This window comes from Stenotrophomonas maltophilia complex sp. Om-AH-Sm3 (assembly GCF_059337855.1).
Map to the genome: position 1 here is coordinate 179,232 of NZ_JBYBLQ010000005.1, position 14,162 is coordinate 193,393.

14 protein-coding genes are annotated in these 14,162 nt (G+C 66.7%); 4 read left to right on the top strand and 10 right to left on the bottom strand.

The features are described 5' to 3' along the window. Positions 1–561: 561 nt before the first annotated feature. The 5 genes from AC10QF_RS08470 to ahpC all read right to left on the bottom strand — a co-directional run bounded on the left by AC10QF_RS08470 (position 562) and on the right by ahpC (position 5,527). Complete coding sequence (locus AC10QF_RS08470) at positions 562–1,518, bottom strand: transaldolase (RefSeq protein ID WP_005415364.1); 957 nt, start codon at positions 1,516–1,518, stop codon at positions 562–564. A 50-nt stretch (positions 1,519–1,568) separates the two neighbouring features. Continuing rightward, complete coding sequence (gene rnk / locus AC10QF_RS08475; RefSeq protein ID WP_005408156.1) at positions 1,569–1,973, bottom strand: nucleoside diphosphate kinase regulator; 405 nt, start codon at positions 1,971–1,973, stop codon at positions 1,569–1,571. Between the two features lie 124 nt (positions 1,974–2,097). Next, the gene (locus AC10QF_RS08480; protein ID WP_049414506.1) at positions 2,098–3,060 is read right to left on the bottom strand and encodes a LysR substrate-binding domain-containing protein; all 963 of its coding nucleotides are present in this window, start codon (positions 3,058–3,060) and stop codon (positions 2,098–2,100) included. 85 nt (positions 3,061–3,145) lie between these two features. Next, entirely contained in the window at positions 3,146–4,738 is a 1,593-nt protein-coding gene (gene ahpF / locus AC10QF_RS08485) for an alkyl hydroperoxide reductase subunit F (RefSeq protein WP_494542043.1), read from the bottom strand. A 225-nt stretch (positions 4,739–4,963) separates the two neighbouring features. Then, a complete protein-coding gene (gene ahpC / locus AC10QF_RS08490) occupies positions 4,964–5,527 on the bottom strand; it encodes an alkyl hydroperoxide reductase subunit C (RefSeq protein ID WP_005415368.1) in 564 nt (187 codons plus the stop codon). A gap of 355 nt (positions 5,528–5,882) precedes the next feature. On the opposite strand from ahpC, the gene prmC reads away from it, so the two are divergent. The 3 genes from prmC (at position 5,883) to AC10QF_RS08505 (ending at position 8,571) form a co-directional block, all read left to right on the top strand. Beyond that, a complete protein-coding gene (prmC, locus tag AC10QF_RS08495; protein WP_065196909.1) occupies positions 5,883–6,740 on the top strand; it encodes a peptide chain release factor N(5)-glutamine methyltransferase in 858 nt (285 codons plus the stop codon). 48 nt (positions 6,741–6,788) lie between these two features. Continuing rightward, a complete protein-coding gene (gene pip / locus AC10QF_RS08500; protein WP_494542044.1) occupies positions 6,789–7,730 on the top strand; it encodes a prolyl aminopeptidase in 942 nt (313 codons plus the stop codon). A gap of 244 nt (positions 7,731–7,974) precedes the next feature. Beyond that, the gene (locus AC10QF_RS08505) at positions 7,975–8,571 is read left to right on the top strand and encodes a hypothetical protein (RefSeq protein ID WP_069139570.1); all 597 of its coding nucleotides are present in this window, start codon (positions 7,975–7,977) and stop codon (positions 8,569–8,571) included. Between the two features lie 220 nt (positions 8,572–8,791). On the opposite strand, the gene AC10QF_RS08510 is transcribed toward AC10QF_RS08505, so the two are convergent. Continuing rightward, complete coding sequence (locus tag AC10QF_RS08510; RefSeq protein WP_494542061.1) at positions 8,792–9,676, bottom strand: LysR family transcriptional regulator; 885 nt, start codon at positions 9,674–9,676, stop codon at positions 8,792–8,794. A gap of 105 nt (positions 9,677–9,781) precedes the next feature. Here AC10QF_RS08510 and AC10QF_RS08515 point away from each other — a divergent pair, with 105 nt between their 5' ends. Continuing rightward, positions 9,782–11,194: an MFS transporter gene (locus AC10QF_RS08515; protein ID WP_329846128.1), complete on the top strand. Its 1,413-nt coding sequence runs from the start codon at positions 9,782–9,784 to the stop codon at positions 11,192–11,194. 73 nt (positions 11,195–11,267) lie between these two features. On the opposite strand, the gene AC10QF_RS08520 is transcribed toward AC10QF_RS08515, so the two are convergent. Genes AC10QF_RS08520 through AC10QF_RS08535 form a run of 4 tightly spaced genes read right to left on the bottom strand, consistent with a single transcriptional unit; the run spans position 11,268 to position 14,122 of the window. Then, complete coding sequence (locus tag AC10QF_RS08520; RefSeq protein WP_095379291.1) at positions 11,268–12,065, bottom strand: N-formylglutamate amidohydrolase; 798 nt, start codon at positions 12,063–12,065, stop codon at positions 11,268–11,270. Then, on the bottom strand, positions 12,058–12,612 hold the full coding sequence (locus AC10QF_RS08525; RefSeq protein ID WP_065179592.1) for an NUDIX hydrolase: 555 nt from the start codon (positions 12,610–12,612) through the stop codon (positions 12,058–12,060). The genes AC10QF_RS08520 and AC10QF_RS08525 overlap by 8 nt, the downstream gene beginning before the upstream one ends. Beyond that, the gene (locus AC10QF_RS08530; protein WP_494542045.1) at positions 12,609–13,544 is read right to left on the bottom strand and encodes a 5'-3' exonuclease; all 936 of its coding nucleotides are present in this window, start codon (positions 13,542–13,544) and stop codon (positions 12,609–12,611) included. The genes AC10QF_RS08525 and AC10QF_RS08530 overlap by 4 nt, the downstream gene beginning before the upstream one ends. Then, complete coding sequence (locus tag AC10QF_RS08535; protein ID WP_494542046.1) at positions 13,541–14,122, bottom strand: nitroreductase family protein; 582 nt, start codon at positions 14,120–14,122, stop codon at positions 13,541–13,543. The genes AC10QF_RS08530 and AC10QF_RS08535 overlap by 4 nt, the downstream gene beginning before the upstream one ends. Positions 14,123–14,162 lie beyond the last annotated feature (40 nt).

Below are 14,162 nucleotides of genomic sequence, written 5' to 3' on the forward strand. Positions count from 1 at the left end.
GGCAGAGCCAAAGCCAAAGCCAAAGCCAAAGCCAAAGCCAAAGCCAAAGCGGCTCTGGGTTGCTGATGGTTGGGCGGGACGGGGGCGGCTGGCAGGACACGCCGTGAACCCGTCCATGGGGGCTCGATGGCGCCATCCATGGCGCCAACGGTCCTGCCAGCCGCCCCCGTCCCACCTTCGACAGTTTCCCGGTGACGGTGGGCAAGAGCATGGGTTACTGACGAACTGAAGAAAAACAAAAAGGACGCGGCGTTTGCCGCGTCCTTTTTGTTTGATCCTGCAGTACTTTCTGTAGAGCGGAGCCATGCTCCGCTCCAAGCAAGCGAAGCGCGCGACCCGCTGTTGCTCTTCATTTCTTCCTTCCGTGGTGGGCGGCCGCAGGAAACTGTCGAAGGCAGGGTGGGTAGGCCGTGCAGGGGCGTGAGCCGCATGGATGCGGCGACCGAGCTTACATGGACGTACTTGCAGCGTCCCCTGCACGGCCTACCCACCCTGCCAACCGCATGACCCGCTCTTCGCGACCAAGCCCCCCGCCACGAGGGGCTCAGCCGTTGGCCGGAATCACAGTGCCGCGCGGATCCGCTCGCGCAGCGCTTCCAGATCCTTGGCAAACGCATCGATGCCGGTCGCCAGCTTCTCGGTGGCCATCGGATCGGCCGCCAGATCCGCCGCGAACTTCGCCGCATCGATCGGGGTCACCGCCGCGCCATCGGCGGCACCGGCCACCAGCTTGCGCGGCAGCTCGCCGTGGTCGGCGTCCAGCTTCTCCAGCAGGTCCGGCGAAATCGTCAGGCGGTCGCAGCCGGCCAGTGCTTCGATCTGCGCGGTCGAACGGAACGAGGCGCCCATCACCACCGTCGGCGAACCGCGACGCTTGAATTCGGCGTACACGCCGCGCACGAACTTCACGCCCGGGTCTTCGTCGATGGTGGCCGGGGTCTGGCCGTTGGCCACGTACCAGTCGAGGATGCGGCCGACGAACGGCGAGATCAGGAACGCGCCGGCTTCGCTGCAGGCCAGCGCCTGGGTCGGGTTGAAGATCAGCGTCAGGTTGCAGTCGATGCCTTCGGCCTGCAGGATGCGCGCGGCTTCCACGCCTTCCCAGGTCGCGGCGATCTTGATCAGGATCTTCTCGCGCGGCACGCCGGCATCGGCGTACATCTGGATGAACTGGCGGGCCTTGGCCACGGTGGCAGCGGTGTCGTGAGCCAGGTCGGCATCCACCTCGGTTGACACCCGGCCCGGCACCAGCGTGCTCAGCAGCGCGCCGACGCCAATGGTCAGGCGGTCGGCCACGGCGTGCACCACGGCTTCGCGGTCGCCACTCTGCTGGCGGCCCCAGGCCAGTTCGCGTTCGATCAGCTCGGCGTAGACCGGCAGGTCCAGCGCCTTCTTCACCAGGGTCGGATTGGTGGTGCAGTCCACCGGCTGCAGGCGCTTGATCGCCTCGTAGTCACCGGTATCGGCAACGACCACGGACAGTTCGCGCAGCTGGGACAGTTTGGACGGGGTACTCATTACGGCTCCTGGGGCAGGGGGATCGAATCGCGCGCGGTGCGCAGCGGTAATCAGGGGCGGTCGTTGTGGACCGCGGTCACGCGCAGGCGCAGCTTGCGGCCGCCGGGCGCGTTCCAGTCGATGCTCTGGCCGATCGAAAGGCCGAGCAGGGCACTGCCGACCGGGGCCAGCACGGAAACCTTGCCTTCATCGACGTTGGCTTCGCGGGGGAAGACCAGGGTCAGGACGTGCTTCTCGCCCGACACTTCATCTTCGCACTCCACGCGCGAATGCATCATGACGATGCCTTCGGGAATCTGATCCGGTGCCAGCACGGTGGCCCGGTTGAGCTCTTCAGCAAGCGCGAGCGCGGCAGGCGTCTGGCTCAGCGCGGGAGATTCGAGCATGGCGTCCAGGCGGTCCATGTCGAAGGTGGAAACGGTGATCGACGGCGGCAGGCCGCTGGCGGTACTCATGGTGAAGCTCCTTGGTTGAAAGCCATGCAAAAGGCGGCACCTGCTGGCGCCGCCTGTCTGTATTGTGGGGACAAATGCGGCCGGAATCGACTCCTGCCGATTCCAGGCCGGTACTGCGGGGGGCTCAGCCGTTCAGCGCGGGGCCGGGCAGGGCCGGTGCATCGCTGCCGGCATCGAGCGCCTCCAGCGTGAACAGCGCCTGCGGCAGACGCTTGAACTGGTCGGCCAGGTCCATCAGGAAGTCGTTCATGGCCGAGCTGCGGCGCCAGATCATGGCGATGCGGCGGCTGGGACGGCCTTCGCCGGTGAAGTCGAGCAGGCGGATGTTGTTCGAGCGCGGCACTGGCGGCTGCACCGACAGGCTCGGCAGCAGGGTGATGCCGACGTCGGCGGCGACCATCTGCCGCAGCGTTTCCAGGCTGGTGGCGCGGAACTCGGACTTCTCGTTGGCGCCGAACAGGCGGCAGACTTCCAGCGCCTGGTCGCGCAGGCAATGGCCGTCCTCCAGCAGCAGCAGCTTCTGCGTGGCCAGTTCCTGCACGTCCAGGTGCTCGCGACGTGCCAGCGGGTGGCGACCGGAGACGGCCAGCAGGAACGGTTCCTCGAACAGGAACTCGGCATGCAGCTGGTCGTCGATCACCGGCAGCGCCAGCAATGCAGCGTCGAGCTTGCCTTCGCGCAGGCGGTCCAGCAGCACATCGCTCTTTTCCTCGACCAGCAGCAGTTCCAGCTCCGGGAAGCGCTCGCGGATGCGCGGGATCACATGCGGCAGCAGGTACGGGCCGAGGGTCGGGAAGATCCCCAGGCGCACCGTACCGGCTTCCGGATCGCGGCTGCGTCGCGCCGCTTCCTTCAGCTGTTCCACTTCGGACACGATCACCCGCGCCCGTGCGGCCGCTTCCTGGCCGGCCGGGGTCAGCATCACCTTGCGCGGTGCGCGTTCCACCAGCGGCAGGCCGAGCTCTTCCTCCAGCTTGCGGATCTGCGTGGACAACGTCGGCTGGCTGACAAAGCAGGAAGCGGCCGCCCGGCCGAAATGCTTGTGGTCGGCCAGGGCTACCAGGTACTTCAGATCACGTAGGTTCATCCTTACACCCCAGGGGTAACGGACCGGCTGACGGCGTGGTTACCCGACAGGCAGACAATGTTCCCGGTGATCTGGGAACGGTGGATCAGGCCGCTTCAGCAACGGCACCGCTGCTGTTGCTCACCGACGAGCGGATCAGGTGGTCGAACGCGCTCAGTGCGGCGGTGGAACCGGCGCCCATGGCGATGATGATCTGCTTGTAGGGCACCGTCGTGCAATCGCCAGCAGCAAACACACCCGGCAGGTTGGTCTGGCCGCGATCGTCGATGACGATCTCGCCACGCGGCGACAGCGCCACCACATCCTTCAGCCACTCGGTGTTGGGCAGCAGGCCGATCTGCACGAAGATGCCTTCCAGCTCGACGCGGTGGGCATCGCCGCCGATGCGGTCCTTGTAGACCAGGCCGGTGACCTTGCTGCCGTCGCCGAGCACTTCGGTGGTCTGTGCGCTGGTCAGCACGGTGACGTTGCCCAGGCTGCGCAGCTTCTTCTGCAGCACTTCGTCGGCACGCAGGCTGGAATCGAACTCCAGCAGGGTTACATGCGACACGATGCCGGCCAGGTCGATGGCCGCTTCCACACCGGAGTTGCCGCCGCCGATCACCGCCACGCGCTTGCCCTTGAACAGCGGACCATCGCAGTGCGGGCAGTAGGCCACGCCCTTGTTGCGGTACTGGTCCTCGCCCGGCACGTTCATCTGCCGCCAGCGCGCGCCGGTGGACAGGATCACCGAACGCGACTTCAGCACCGCGCCGTTCTCCAGCTGCACCTGCACCAGGCCGTCTTCGCCGGCCGGCACCAGCGCACTGGCGCGCTGCAGGTTCATGATGTCCACGTCGTACTCGCGCACATGCTGCTCCAGCGCCGTGGCCAGCTTCGGGCCTTCGGTTTCCTTCACCGAGATGAAGTTCTCGATCGCCATGGTGTCCAGCACCTGGCCACCGAAGCGCTCGGCAGCGATGCCGGTACGGATGCCCTTGCGCGCGGCATAGATCGCCGCTGCAGCACCGGCCGGGCCGCCGCCGACCACCAGTACGTCGAAAGCATCCTTGGCGGCGATCTTCTCGGCATCGCGCTTGCTGGCATTGGTGTCCAGCTTGGCCACGATCTGCTCCAGGGTCATGCGGCCCTGGTCGAACACTTCACCGTTGAGGTACACGGTCGGCACCGACATGATCTCGCGCTTCTCGACTTCGTCCTGGAACAGCGCACCATCGATGGCCACGTGCTGGATGCGTGGGTTGAGTACCGCGGCCAGGTTCAGCGCCTGCACCACGTCCGGGCAGTTCTGGCAGGACAGCGAGAAGTAGGTTTCGAACTTGTATTCACCTTCCAGGTTCTGCACCTGCTCGATCAGCTCGGCGGTGGCCTTGGACGGGTGGCCGCCGACCTGCAGCAGGGCCAGCACCAGCGAGGTGAACTCGTGACCCATCGGCAGGCCGGCGAAGGTCAGGTGGATGTCCTGGCCCGGCGTGCCCAGGTCGAAGGACGGCACGCGGCCCTGGCCATCGCGCAGGACCTGCAGCGAGATCTTGTCCGACAGGCTTTCCAGGGTCTGCAGCAGTTCCAGCATTTCCTGGGACTTGGCGCCGTCGTCGGCGTGCGCGGTGATCTGGATCGGGCGGGTCACGCGCTCCAGATAGGTCTTCAGCTGCGACTGCAGGTTGGCGTCCAACATCGGGTCATCTCCTGGCTTCAGGCAAACAGGGGGCGTGGCACCGCTGTAGAAGGTAGCGGACCAGCAGGGGGTAGGGGTGAACCCAAGACAGCGACCGTGGAAGGGGCTGGCTGGCCAAAGCTGGCGCGCGTTAGCTGTCTTGGGTTCACCCCCACGCCGGCGGGGGGACCGGCACGGGGATGAAGGGCGCGCCGTGGCGTGGGGCCACGGCAGGCCGGTACTGCCTTAGATCTTGCCGACCAGGTCCAGCGACGGGGTCAGGGTCTTCTCGCCTTCCTTCCACTTGGCCGGGCAGACCTGGTTCGGGTTGGCGGCGGTGAACTGGGCAGCCTTCAGCTTGCGCAGGGTCTCGGACACGTCACGGGCGATCTCGTTGGAGTGGATCTCCAGGGTCTTGATCACGCCTTCCGGGTTGATGATGAAGGTGCCGCGCAGGGCCAGGCCTTCTTCTTCAATGTGCACGCCGAAGGCGCGGGTCAGCTGGTGGGTCGGGTCGCCGACCAGCGGGAACTGGGCCTTGCCGACGGCCGGCGAGGTTTCGTGCCACACCTTGTGCGAGAAGTGGGTGTCGGTGGTGACGATGTAGACCTCGGCGCCGGCCTTCTTGAACTCGGCGTAGTGGTCAGCGGCGTCTTCGATCTCGGTCGGGCAGTTGAAGGTGAAGGCGGCCGGCATGAAGATCAGGACGGACCACTGGCCCTTCAGGCTGGCGTCGGAAACCTTGATGAACTCGCCGTTGTGGTAGGCGTTGGCTTCGAACGGCTGGATCTGGGTATTGATGAGGGACATCATTTTTCCTCTTGGTGAAGGGGAGTGGGTGAATCGACAGGAGCTAGGTTACCCATTCGCTCGCGATAAGAACAATCCATTGATTGCATCTATTTGATAGATGGAGTCTATCAAATGGCCATGAGCAGGCACTGAACCCTGCCGCTCCCATCCTGCAACTGCTTGTGTGACAAGGAAAATCGATCGGGACGTGTGAAGAGGGCTGATAGCCCCTCCTTATACCCTCTGGCGAAACCTGAACGGATTCCAGCTTTTTGTAGCGTCGAGCCATGCTCGACGGTGGATCTGTAGAGCCGAGCCGATGCTCGGCTGTTCCAGCAGCAGCCGAGCATCGGCTCGGCTCTACAATTGAGGCATGTCTTTCCAACCCGAACCCACCCTGCGTCAGGTCGTAGCTGACGCCAGTGCCCGCTTGGGCGGTGTCGACGCCCGCCACGAAGCCGAACTGCTGCTGCTGCATGTACTGGAGCGCCCGCGCAGCTGGCTGTTCGCCCATGCCACCGATCCGCTGGCCGCCAATGACCAGGCCGCCTTCGAAGCCTTGCTGGCCCGCCGTGTGGCCGGTGAGCCGGTTGCCTACCTGACCGGGCGCCGCGGTTTCTGGACGCTGGACCTGGAGGTCGACCCGGCCACGCTGATCCCGCGCCCGGAAACCGAGCTGCTGGTCGAGTTGGCGCTGGAGCGACTGCCGCCGGACCAGGCGTTGCAGCTGGCCGACCTCGGTACCGGCAGCGGTGCGATTGCACTGGCACTGGCCAGCGAACGGCCCCGGGCACAGGTGCTGGCCACCGATGCCAGCCCGGGTGCGCTGGCCGTGGCCGCGCGCAATGCGGCCCGCCATGAACTGGACAACGTCCGTTTCGCCGAGGGCGGGCACGACTGGTATGCGCCGCTGCAGGGCGTGCGCTTCGACCTGATCGCCAGCAATCCGCCGTACATCGCCAGCAACGACCCGCACCTGGAACAGGGCGACCTGCGCTTCGAACCGTCTACCGCGCTGGCCTCGGGCATGGACGGCCTGGATGACATCCGCCGCATCGTCGATGGTGGCCAGGCCCACCTGCGGCCCGGCGGTTGGTTGCTGATCGAGCACGGTTGGGACCAGGGCGCGGCGATCCGGGCACTGTTCGAGGCGACGGGATTTGCCGAGGTGCAGACCGTGCAGGACCTGGAGCAGCGCGACCGCATCACCCTGGGCCGGCGTCCGGCCTAGAATGGAGGTTCTCCTGCCCCGGCAGGGCATCACCCTGGAGCTGCAAGCATGCGTACGCTGTACCCCGCCATCACCCCCTACGACGTCGGCACCCTGAAGGTCGACGACCGCCACACGCTGTACTTCGAACAGTGCGGCAACCCGGAAGGCAAGCCGGTGGTGATGCTGCATGGTGGCCCGGGTGGCGGCTGCAGCGACAAGATGCGCCAGTTCCACGATCCGTCCAAGTACCGCATCATCCTGTTCGATCAGCGCGGTGCCGGCCGTTCCACCCCGCACGCGGACCTGGTGGACAACACCACCTGGGACCTCGTCGCCGATATCGAGAAGCTGCGCGAGCACCTGAAGGTCGATCGCTGGCAGGTGTTCGGTGGCAGCTGGGGCTCGACCCTGGCGCTGGCCTATGCCGAGACCCATCCGCAGCGCGTGACCGAACTGGTCCTGCGCGGCATCTTCATGCTGCGTCGCTGGGAGCTGGAATGGTTCTACCAGGAAGGCGCCAACCGCCTGTTCCCGGATGCGTGGGAGCACTACCTCAAGCCGATTCCGCCGGTGGAGCGCCATGACCTGATCTCGGCCTTCCACCGCCGCCTGACCAGCGAAGACGAGACCACCCGCCTGGAAGCGGCCAAGGCGTGGGCGGTGTGGGAAGGCGCGACCAGCTTCCTGCACGTCGATGATGACTTCATCAACAGCCACGAAGACCCGCATTTCGCGCTGGCGTTTGCCCGCATCGAGAACCACTACTTCGTCAACGGCGGCTTCTTCGAGGTGGAAGACCAGCTGCTGCGCGACGCACACCGCATCGCCGACATTCCGGGCGTGATCGTGCACGGCCGCTACGACGTGGTCTGCCCGCTGGCCAACGCCTGGGACCTGACCAAGGTGTGGCCGAAGGCGAAGCTGGAAATCACCCCGGCCTCGGGCCATTCGGCGTTCGAGGCCGAGAACGTGGACGCGCTGGTGCGCGCCACCGATAGCTTCGCGTAATGCCCCGGGGTCAGATCCCTTTCCCACGGAAAGGGCTCTGACCCCAGCCAGGAATCCATCCACGCATGGCGTGGATCTACTGCACCCGGTAGTGCCGGCCGCAGGCCGGCAACGCCTCACCGGTAGCGCCGGGCCATGCCCGGCGGCGATTCTCTCCCTTGTTCAAGGCTGTCGCTATTGGCCTTGAACCGGGGCGAGGCGCGCTGGCACCGTGGACGTCCGTGCAGTTTTCGGCGACCCCACCATGTACACCCGCCTGCTGTTGACCAAGGAAAAGGCCTCTCCAACCGATGCATACGTTGGCGGCGGTGCGTTTCTTCCAGAGAACATACCTTGGCCAGCCTGTGTTGAAGGCCGTGCGCTCTTTCACCTGATGGCACTCCCTGCACATTGGTTCTATCCGCAGGGCGTTGCTGAGGATTTCTGGTTCTCAGTCTTCATCCCCACCGATACGCGGGATCATTCCCACTTCCGTCGGCTGCGCGCGGTGCAGGGAACTAGCGACGCAGTTGTGCTCGCATACAGGCGTGGCGGCGCATCCAGAAGCCGATGCATGAGCGACTCGCTTGAGCGCGGCCGTATCGAGCGTGTGGAGTGTTTGGAACCTGACGATGATGAGAACCTGGATTCCAAGCTGGATGGAGTCGATGCATGGCTGCAATCACCTTTGACGTGGAATGGCGGTCGCCGTCGCTTGATGCTCTACGGCGCGGACATCGACGGCATTCTGCCTTCGCAAAAAGGCGTACTGTCCGACGGCATGGCGTATCTGTTCCTCCGGGATAAGCCTGATTTTTCTCCGGTAGGACGCGCCGGGGCGTTCTTTCTCCAATTGGGCTGAATCAGTTTTTGCTGCGTCGCGCGCTGGCTCTGCACCGAAGTCCACATCCACGCGCGGCGTGGATCTACTGCACCCGGTAGTGCCGGCCGCTGGCCGGCAACGCCCTACCGGTAGCGCCGGGCCGTGCCCGGCGGCATTCCGTTCCGTCGCCGCGATGCGGCTCGCCGGGCATGGCCCGGCGCTACCGCGAAGCCGAACTCCATCCACGCATGGCGTGGATCTACCAGTCCCCAGCCAGCAACGCGTCGGCCAGTACCTGCAATTTCGGCGAATGCTGGCGCGACGGCGGGTAGATCAGTGACAGCGCGCGGCTGCGGCCCTCAAACGGCTGCAGCACGCGCTGCAGGCGGCCATCGGCCAAGGCGTCGGCCACCGCGAAATCCATCACCTGCACGATGCCGATGCCGGCGATCGCCGCTTCCACCAGCGGATCGCCGCTGTCGAACACCATCCGCGCCGGTGGCGTGAAATCATGAAGCTGGCCGTCCTGCAGGAACTGCCAGTCCACCAGCCGGCCACTGCGCAGGTTGCGCACCGCCAGGCAGGCATGATCCGGCAAGGCGGCCACATCGTCGGGCGCGCCACAGCGGTCGAGGTAGTCCGGGCTGGCCACCGTCACCCAGCGCAGCGGCCGCAGTGGCCGCGCGACGATGCGCTGGTCGGCGATGACGCCGGTGCGCAGCGCGGCATCGAAACCTTCCTCGACCAGATCGACCAGGCGGTCGTTGAGCACGGCTTCCACCTGCAGTTGCGGGTGCTGCTGCAGCATCGGCCCCAGCAGCGGTACCAGCACCTTGCGCCCGAACATCGAGGGCGCACTGATCTTCAGGGTGCCCGAGGGCGTGCACGGACGGTCGGCCAACTGGCGTTCGGCGTCCTCGAGACCGCACAGCAGGGGCGCGACCTGATCGACGAACTGGCGACCATCCGGGGTCAGTGCCACGTTGCGGGTGTTCCGCTGCAGCAGCTTCACCCCCAGCATGGCCTCCAGCCGACTGATCGCGCGCGACAGGCCTGACTGGCTCAGGCCCAGCTGCCCGGCGGCGACGGTGAAACTGCGTGCTTCGGCCACCTGCACCAGCATGCGCACGGCATTGAGGTCCATCGAGGTTCCATTCATGCTGAAAATCATGACAGATATGGACGGAAAGGGGTTTATTGATAGCTCTGCATCAATGAGACTGCGCTCCCCCACAGCACCGGAGCGTCGATGCCTCCCCTCAAGTACCCGCGCTGGGCGCTGGCCCTGCTGGCCACCGCCCAGCTGATCATCGCCCTGGACGCCACCATCATCTTCGTCGCCCTGCATGACATGGGGCGCGCGCTGGAGATCAACGCACAGCAGCTGCAATGGGTGGTCAGTGCCTACACCGTGGCCTTTGGCGGCAGCCTGCTGCTGGGCGGGCGTGCCGCCGACCTGATCGGCCGCCGCCGCTTCTACCGGCTGGGCATGCTGCTGTTCGCACTGGCATCGCTGCTCGGCGCGCTGGCGCCGAACGCCACCCTGCTGATCATCGCGCGTGCGGCGCAGGGCATCGGCGCGGCACTGCTGTTCCCGGCCACGCTGGCGCTGATCAACACGTTGTATGCGGAAGGTCCGGTGCGCAACCGTGCACTTGCGATCTGGAGCATGGCCAGCGCGGTGGGCCTGGCGCTGGGCACGCTGCTCGGTGGCGTGCTGACCCAGGCGTTCGGCTGGCCGGCGGTGCTGGCGGTGATCGTGCCGCTGGCCACCACCTGCGCGGTGGCTGCGGGTGCGTGGTTGCCGGCCGATGGCCCGCGTGCGCAGGGCCGCTCGTTCGATCTGGCCGGCTGCATCACCGTCACTGCCGGCGGCAGCCTGCTGGTCACTACCCTCGTGCAAGGGCCGGAGTGGGGCTGGACTGCGCCGGCCACGCTGGGCTGCCTGCTGCTGTCGGTGCTGCTGCTGGTGGCGTTCGTGCAGATCGAACAGCGCAGCCGCGATCCGCTGATGCAGTTCGCGTTGCTGCGGCTGCCCGGACTGCGCGCGGCACTGGGGCTGACCTTCGCCTTCATGAGCAGCTATGGGGTGCAGTACTACTTCATGGCGCTGTACTTCCAGGACGGCTACGGCTGGAGCCCGCTGCAGGCCGGCCTGGCATTCCTGCCCGCCACCGCGGTGTGCACGGTCGGCATCCAGCTGGCCGAGTGGATGCTGCAGCGCTGGAGCGCGCGCAAGGTGCTGGTGGTCGGGCAGCTGGCCGGCGCCATCGGTATCGCCTGGGTGGCCGCGACGCTGCCGCACGGCGCGAACTTCTGGCCGCTGCTGCCGGGCGTGGTAGTGCTGAGCATCGGCCAGGGCATGACCTGGACCTCGATGTGGATCGTGGCCGGGCAGGGCGTGCCGTCCGCACAGCAGGGTGTTGCATCTGGCATGGCGGCGACCGCGCAGCAGATCGGTGGTGCGCTGGGCCTGGCGGTGCTGGTGATGGTGGCCAATGCCGATGCGGGTGCAGCCGGGTCGCTGAGTGCACTGGCCGGGCTGGTGCGCGCCGAATACGGTGCCGCCTTGTTTTCACTGTTCGGCGTGGTGATCGCGCTGGGCCTGCGCCCGGCGCCGGCCGAATCGGCCGCCACCGTCTGCCCGGCCAACGAGGCATGATTGAAGGCGCTGCCGTGGGTGGATGTGCCGGCCAGCGGCCGGCACTACCGGTTCGGCATGGATGCACGCGCGTTCAACCCAGCGCCAGCAACTCCGGTTGCAGCGCGCTGAAGATCCGCGCCAACCGCTCGGCCCACGCCTGCTGCCCTGCCATATCGGCAATGAGGTCCTGGCGGATCTCCAGTTCCACGTGCACCAGCCCACGGCCTTCGCCATGCACCGGCACCGCGTAGTCGCTGGTGCTGCTGACCGAATACGGTTCATTGTCCCCCACCACCAGGTCGCCTTCGTCGCGCAATGCCTGCAGCAGGGCATGGGCAAAACGCATGTCCTGGTGGTACAGCACGCCGGCGTGCCAGGGCCGCTGCGTGCCGTTCATCACGGGGGTGAAGCTGTGCATCATCACCAGCAGGGTGGGCTGGCCGGCATCACGGCGCGCATCAAGCTCGGTCTCGATGCGTGCATGGTACGGCGCGTGGATCGCATCGATGCGCTGCTGTCGCTGCGCCGCCGACAGCCCGGCATTGCCCGGCACCACGGTGTGGTCGCTCACCTCCGGAATCAGCGTCGGTGAGGCCAGTGGGCGGTTGCAGTCGATCAGCAGCCGCGAGTACGTCTGTTCGATCGCCCAGGCATCGAGCCGTTCGGCCAGTGCACGGGTGGTGCCGGCGATGCCGATGTCCCAGCCGATGTGGCGGTCCAGCTCGGCCTGGGGCAGGCCGAGCCCGGTCAACGCACGCGGCACCTGCTGGCCGGCGTGGTCGGCCAGCAGGAGGTAGGGCGAGACGCCCTGCGCCCGGTGGATCGTGTAGATCGCCGGGTCGTCGGCGCCGAGCAACGCAGGCAGCCTGTGCAGGTCCGCGTCAGCCACGTGGGCGTCCGTCCAGGTGGTGCTCGATCATCCACAGCCCGGCCCAGAGCTTGGCGTCCAGCTCGTAGCCTTCGCCCATCTTCTGCACCAGCCAGGCCGCAGCCTCGCTGCGTGGAATCTCGTGCACGGTGATGTCCTCGCTGTCATCACCGCCCCCTTCGCCGATGCGGCGCAGGCCGGTGGCGCGCACAAAGGCGATCTTCTCGCTGCTGGCGCCGGAAGACGTCGGGCCGATCATCAGCACTTCGGCGTGATCAGCGGTCCAACCTGTTTCTTCTTCCAGTTCGCGCACGGCCGAGACTTCGATCGATTCGCCGGCGTGGATGTCGCCGACCAGGCCGGCCGGCATCTCGATGGTGGGTGCCTGCAGCGGCACGCGGAACTGCTCGACGAACAGCACCTTGTCCTCCGGGGTAACGGCGATGATGATCGCCGCCAGGCCACCGGCATGGGTACGTTCGCTGTATTCCCAGGTGCCGCGCACCAGCATGCGCTGGTACTTGCCTTCGTAGACGACGCGCGGGGCTTCGGTATTGCGCTTGCTCATGCGGGCTCGCTGTGGGAGGGAAGAGGATCGGCCACGCCGGCGGCGTCGAACAGCCGGCGGCGGGTCATCGGGCCGAAGCGCAGGGTCTGGCACAGGCCACCGAGCAGCTCTGGATCGGCCGATTGGCGCAGCAGTCCGGGCTGGCTGCCCTCCAACGGCGCATCCAGCGCGATGGTGGTCAGCTGGCGCCAGAGCTGGGCGTGCTCGCGCTGCTCGCGCAGCCGCACTGCCATCTGTGCAGCGCCACGCAGGCGCAGGAACGGCACTTCGTCCAGTCGTTCGAACAGCGCATCCATGCTGCCGAAATGGGCCAGCAGCACGGCGGCCGATTTGCTGCCGACGCCACTGACACCGGGAATGTTGTCCACCGCATCGCCACACAGCGCCAGGTAGTCGGCGATCTGGTGCGCGTGCACGCCGTGCCGCGCCTTCACCCCGGCCACGTTCCAGCGCTGGTTGCGGGCGTAGTCCCACTGCTCGTCATAGTCGACCAGCAGCTGCGACAGGTCCTTGTCGGCGGAGATGATCACCCCGCGATGGCTGCTCCGGTGCACGTGCAGGGCGCTGCCGATCAGGTCGTCGGCCTCGTATTCGTGGTGGGCCAGGACGGCAAGGCCCAGCGCCGCGCATAGCGCCTTGCAGTGCACGAACTGGCGCTTGAGCGCTTCCGGTGCTGGCTCGCGGTTGGCCTTGTAGGCCGGATACAGCCGGTGGCGGAAACCACTGTCAAGCGCTTCATCGAAGGCGATGGCGATGTGCCGCGGGCGCTCGCGCTCGAGCAGGTCCAGCAGGAAGCGGGCGAAGCCGTGCACCGCATTGGTGGGCCAGCCCTGTGCGTCCTGGAACTGGTCTGGCAGTGAATGCCAGGCACGGAACACGTAGATGCTGGCATCAACCAGGTACAGCGACGGCGGGGCAGCCGGCAGGGTCATGCCGGGGGCGTCCAGTCGCGCAGCAGGGCCGCCGGGTCGGGGCGCTCGCGCTCGGGTACGTCGGCCTTGGGCGTACCGATGTGGATGAAGCCGGCGATGCGTTCGCCGTCGACCAGGCCCAGGTGGGCCTGAACAGCCGGATCGAAGGCCATCCAGGCGGTCAGCCACTGCGCGCCGAAACCCAGCGCCTGCGCGGCCTGCAGCAGGGCGAAACAGACGCAGCCGGCGGTCATCAGCTGTTCCTGTTCGGGCACCTTCGGGTCCGGCCGCGGGCTGGCCACCACCACGATCACCAGCGGTGCGTGGCTGAAACGCTGGCGGTCCTTCTCGAACACGGCCTCGCCCGCATGTGGGTCGCGCTGGCGGCTGCGTTCAGCCAGGAAGTCGCCCAGAGTGTGACGTGCATCGCCTGCGATTTTCAGGAAGCGGAACGGTACGCGCTTGCCGTGGTCGGGCACGCGCACCGCTGAGGCCAGCATCCGCTGCAGAGTGGCCGGGTCCGGCCCGGGCTCGGCCAGTTGCCGCGAGGGCACCGAGCGGCGGGCATCCAGGGCGAGCAGGGCGGCAGGATCGGGCATGGAGGCTGAACCGGTCATCACGGGCGTTTGATTATAGTCG

Coding starts and splice junctions, on each gene's coding strand:
- AC10QF_RS08470 (WP_005415364.1), bottom strand. CDS start 1,518: ATGAGTACCCCGTCCAAACTGTCCCAGCTGCGCGAACTGTCCGTGGTC.
- rnk (WP_005408156.1), bottom strand. CDS start 1,973: ATGAGTACCGCCAGCGGCCTGCCGCCGTCGATCACCGTTTCCACCTTC.
- AC10QF_RS08480 (WP_049414506.1), bottom strand. CDS start 3,060: ATGAACCTACGTGATCTGAAGTACCTGGTAGCCCTGGCCGACCACAAG.
- ahpF (WP_494542043.1), bottom strand. CDS start 4,738: ATGTTGGACGCCAACCTGCAGTCGCAGCTGAAGACCTATCTGGAGCGC.
- ahpC (WP_005415368.1), bottom strand. CDS start 5,527: ATGTCCCTCATCAATACCCAGATCCAGCCGTTCGAAGCCAACGCCTAC.
- prmC (WP_065196909.1), top strand. CDS start 5,883: ATGTCTTTCCAACCCGAACCCACCCTGCGTCAGGTCGTAGCTGACGCC.
- pip (WP_494542044.1), top strand. CDS start 6,789: ATGCGTACGCTGTACCCCGCCATCACCCCCTACGACGTCGGCACCCTG.
- AC10QF_RS08505 (WP_069139570.1), top strand. CDS start 7,975: ATGTACACCCGCCTGCTGTTGACCAAGGAAAAGGCCTCTCCAACCGAT.
- AC10QF_RS08510 (WP_494542061.1), bottom strand. CDS start 9,676: ATGGACCTCAATGCCGTGCGCATGCTGGTGCAGGTGGCCGAAGCACGC.
- AC10QF_RS08515 (WP_329846128.1), top strand. CDS start 9,782: ATGCCTCCCCTCAAGTACCCGCGCTGGGCGCTGGCCCTGCTGGCCACC.
- AC10QF_RS08525 (WP_065179592.1), bottom strand. CDS start 12,612: ATGAGCAAGCGCAATACCGAAGCCCCGCGCGTCGTCTACGAAGGCAAG.
- AC10QF_RS08530 (WP_494542045.1), bottom strand. CDS start 13,544: ATGACCCTGCCGGCTGCCCCGCCGTCGCTGTACCTGGTTGATGCCAGC.
- AC10QF_RS08535 (WP_494542046.1), bottom strand. CDS start 14,122: ATGCCCGATCCTGCCGCCCTGCTCGCCCTGGATGCCCGCCGCTCGGTG.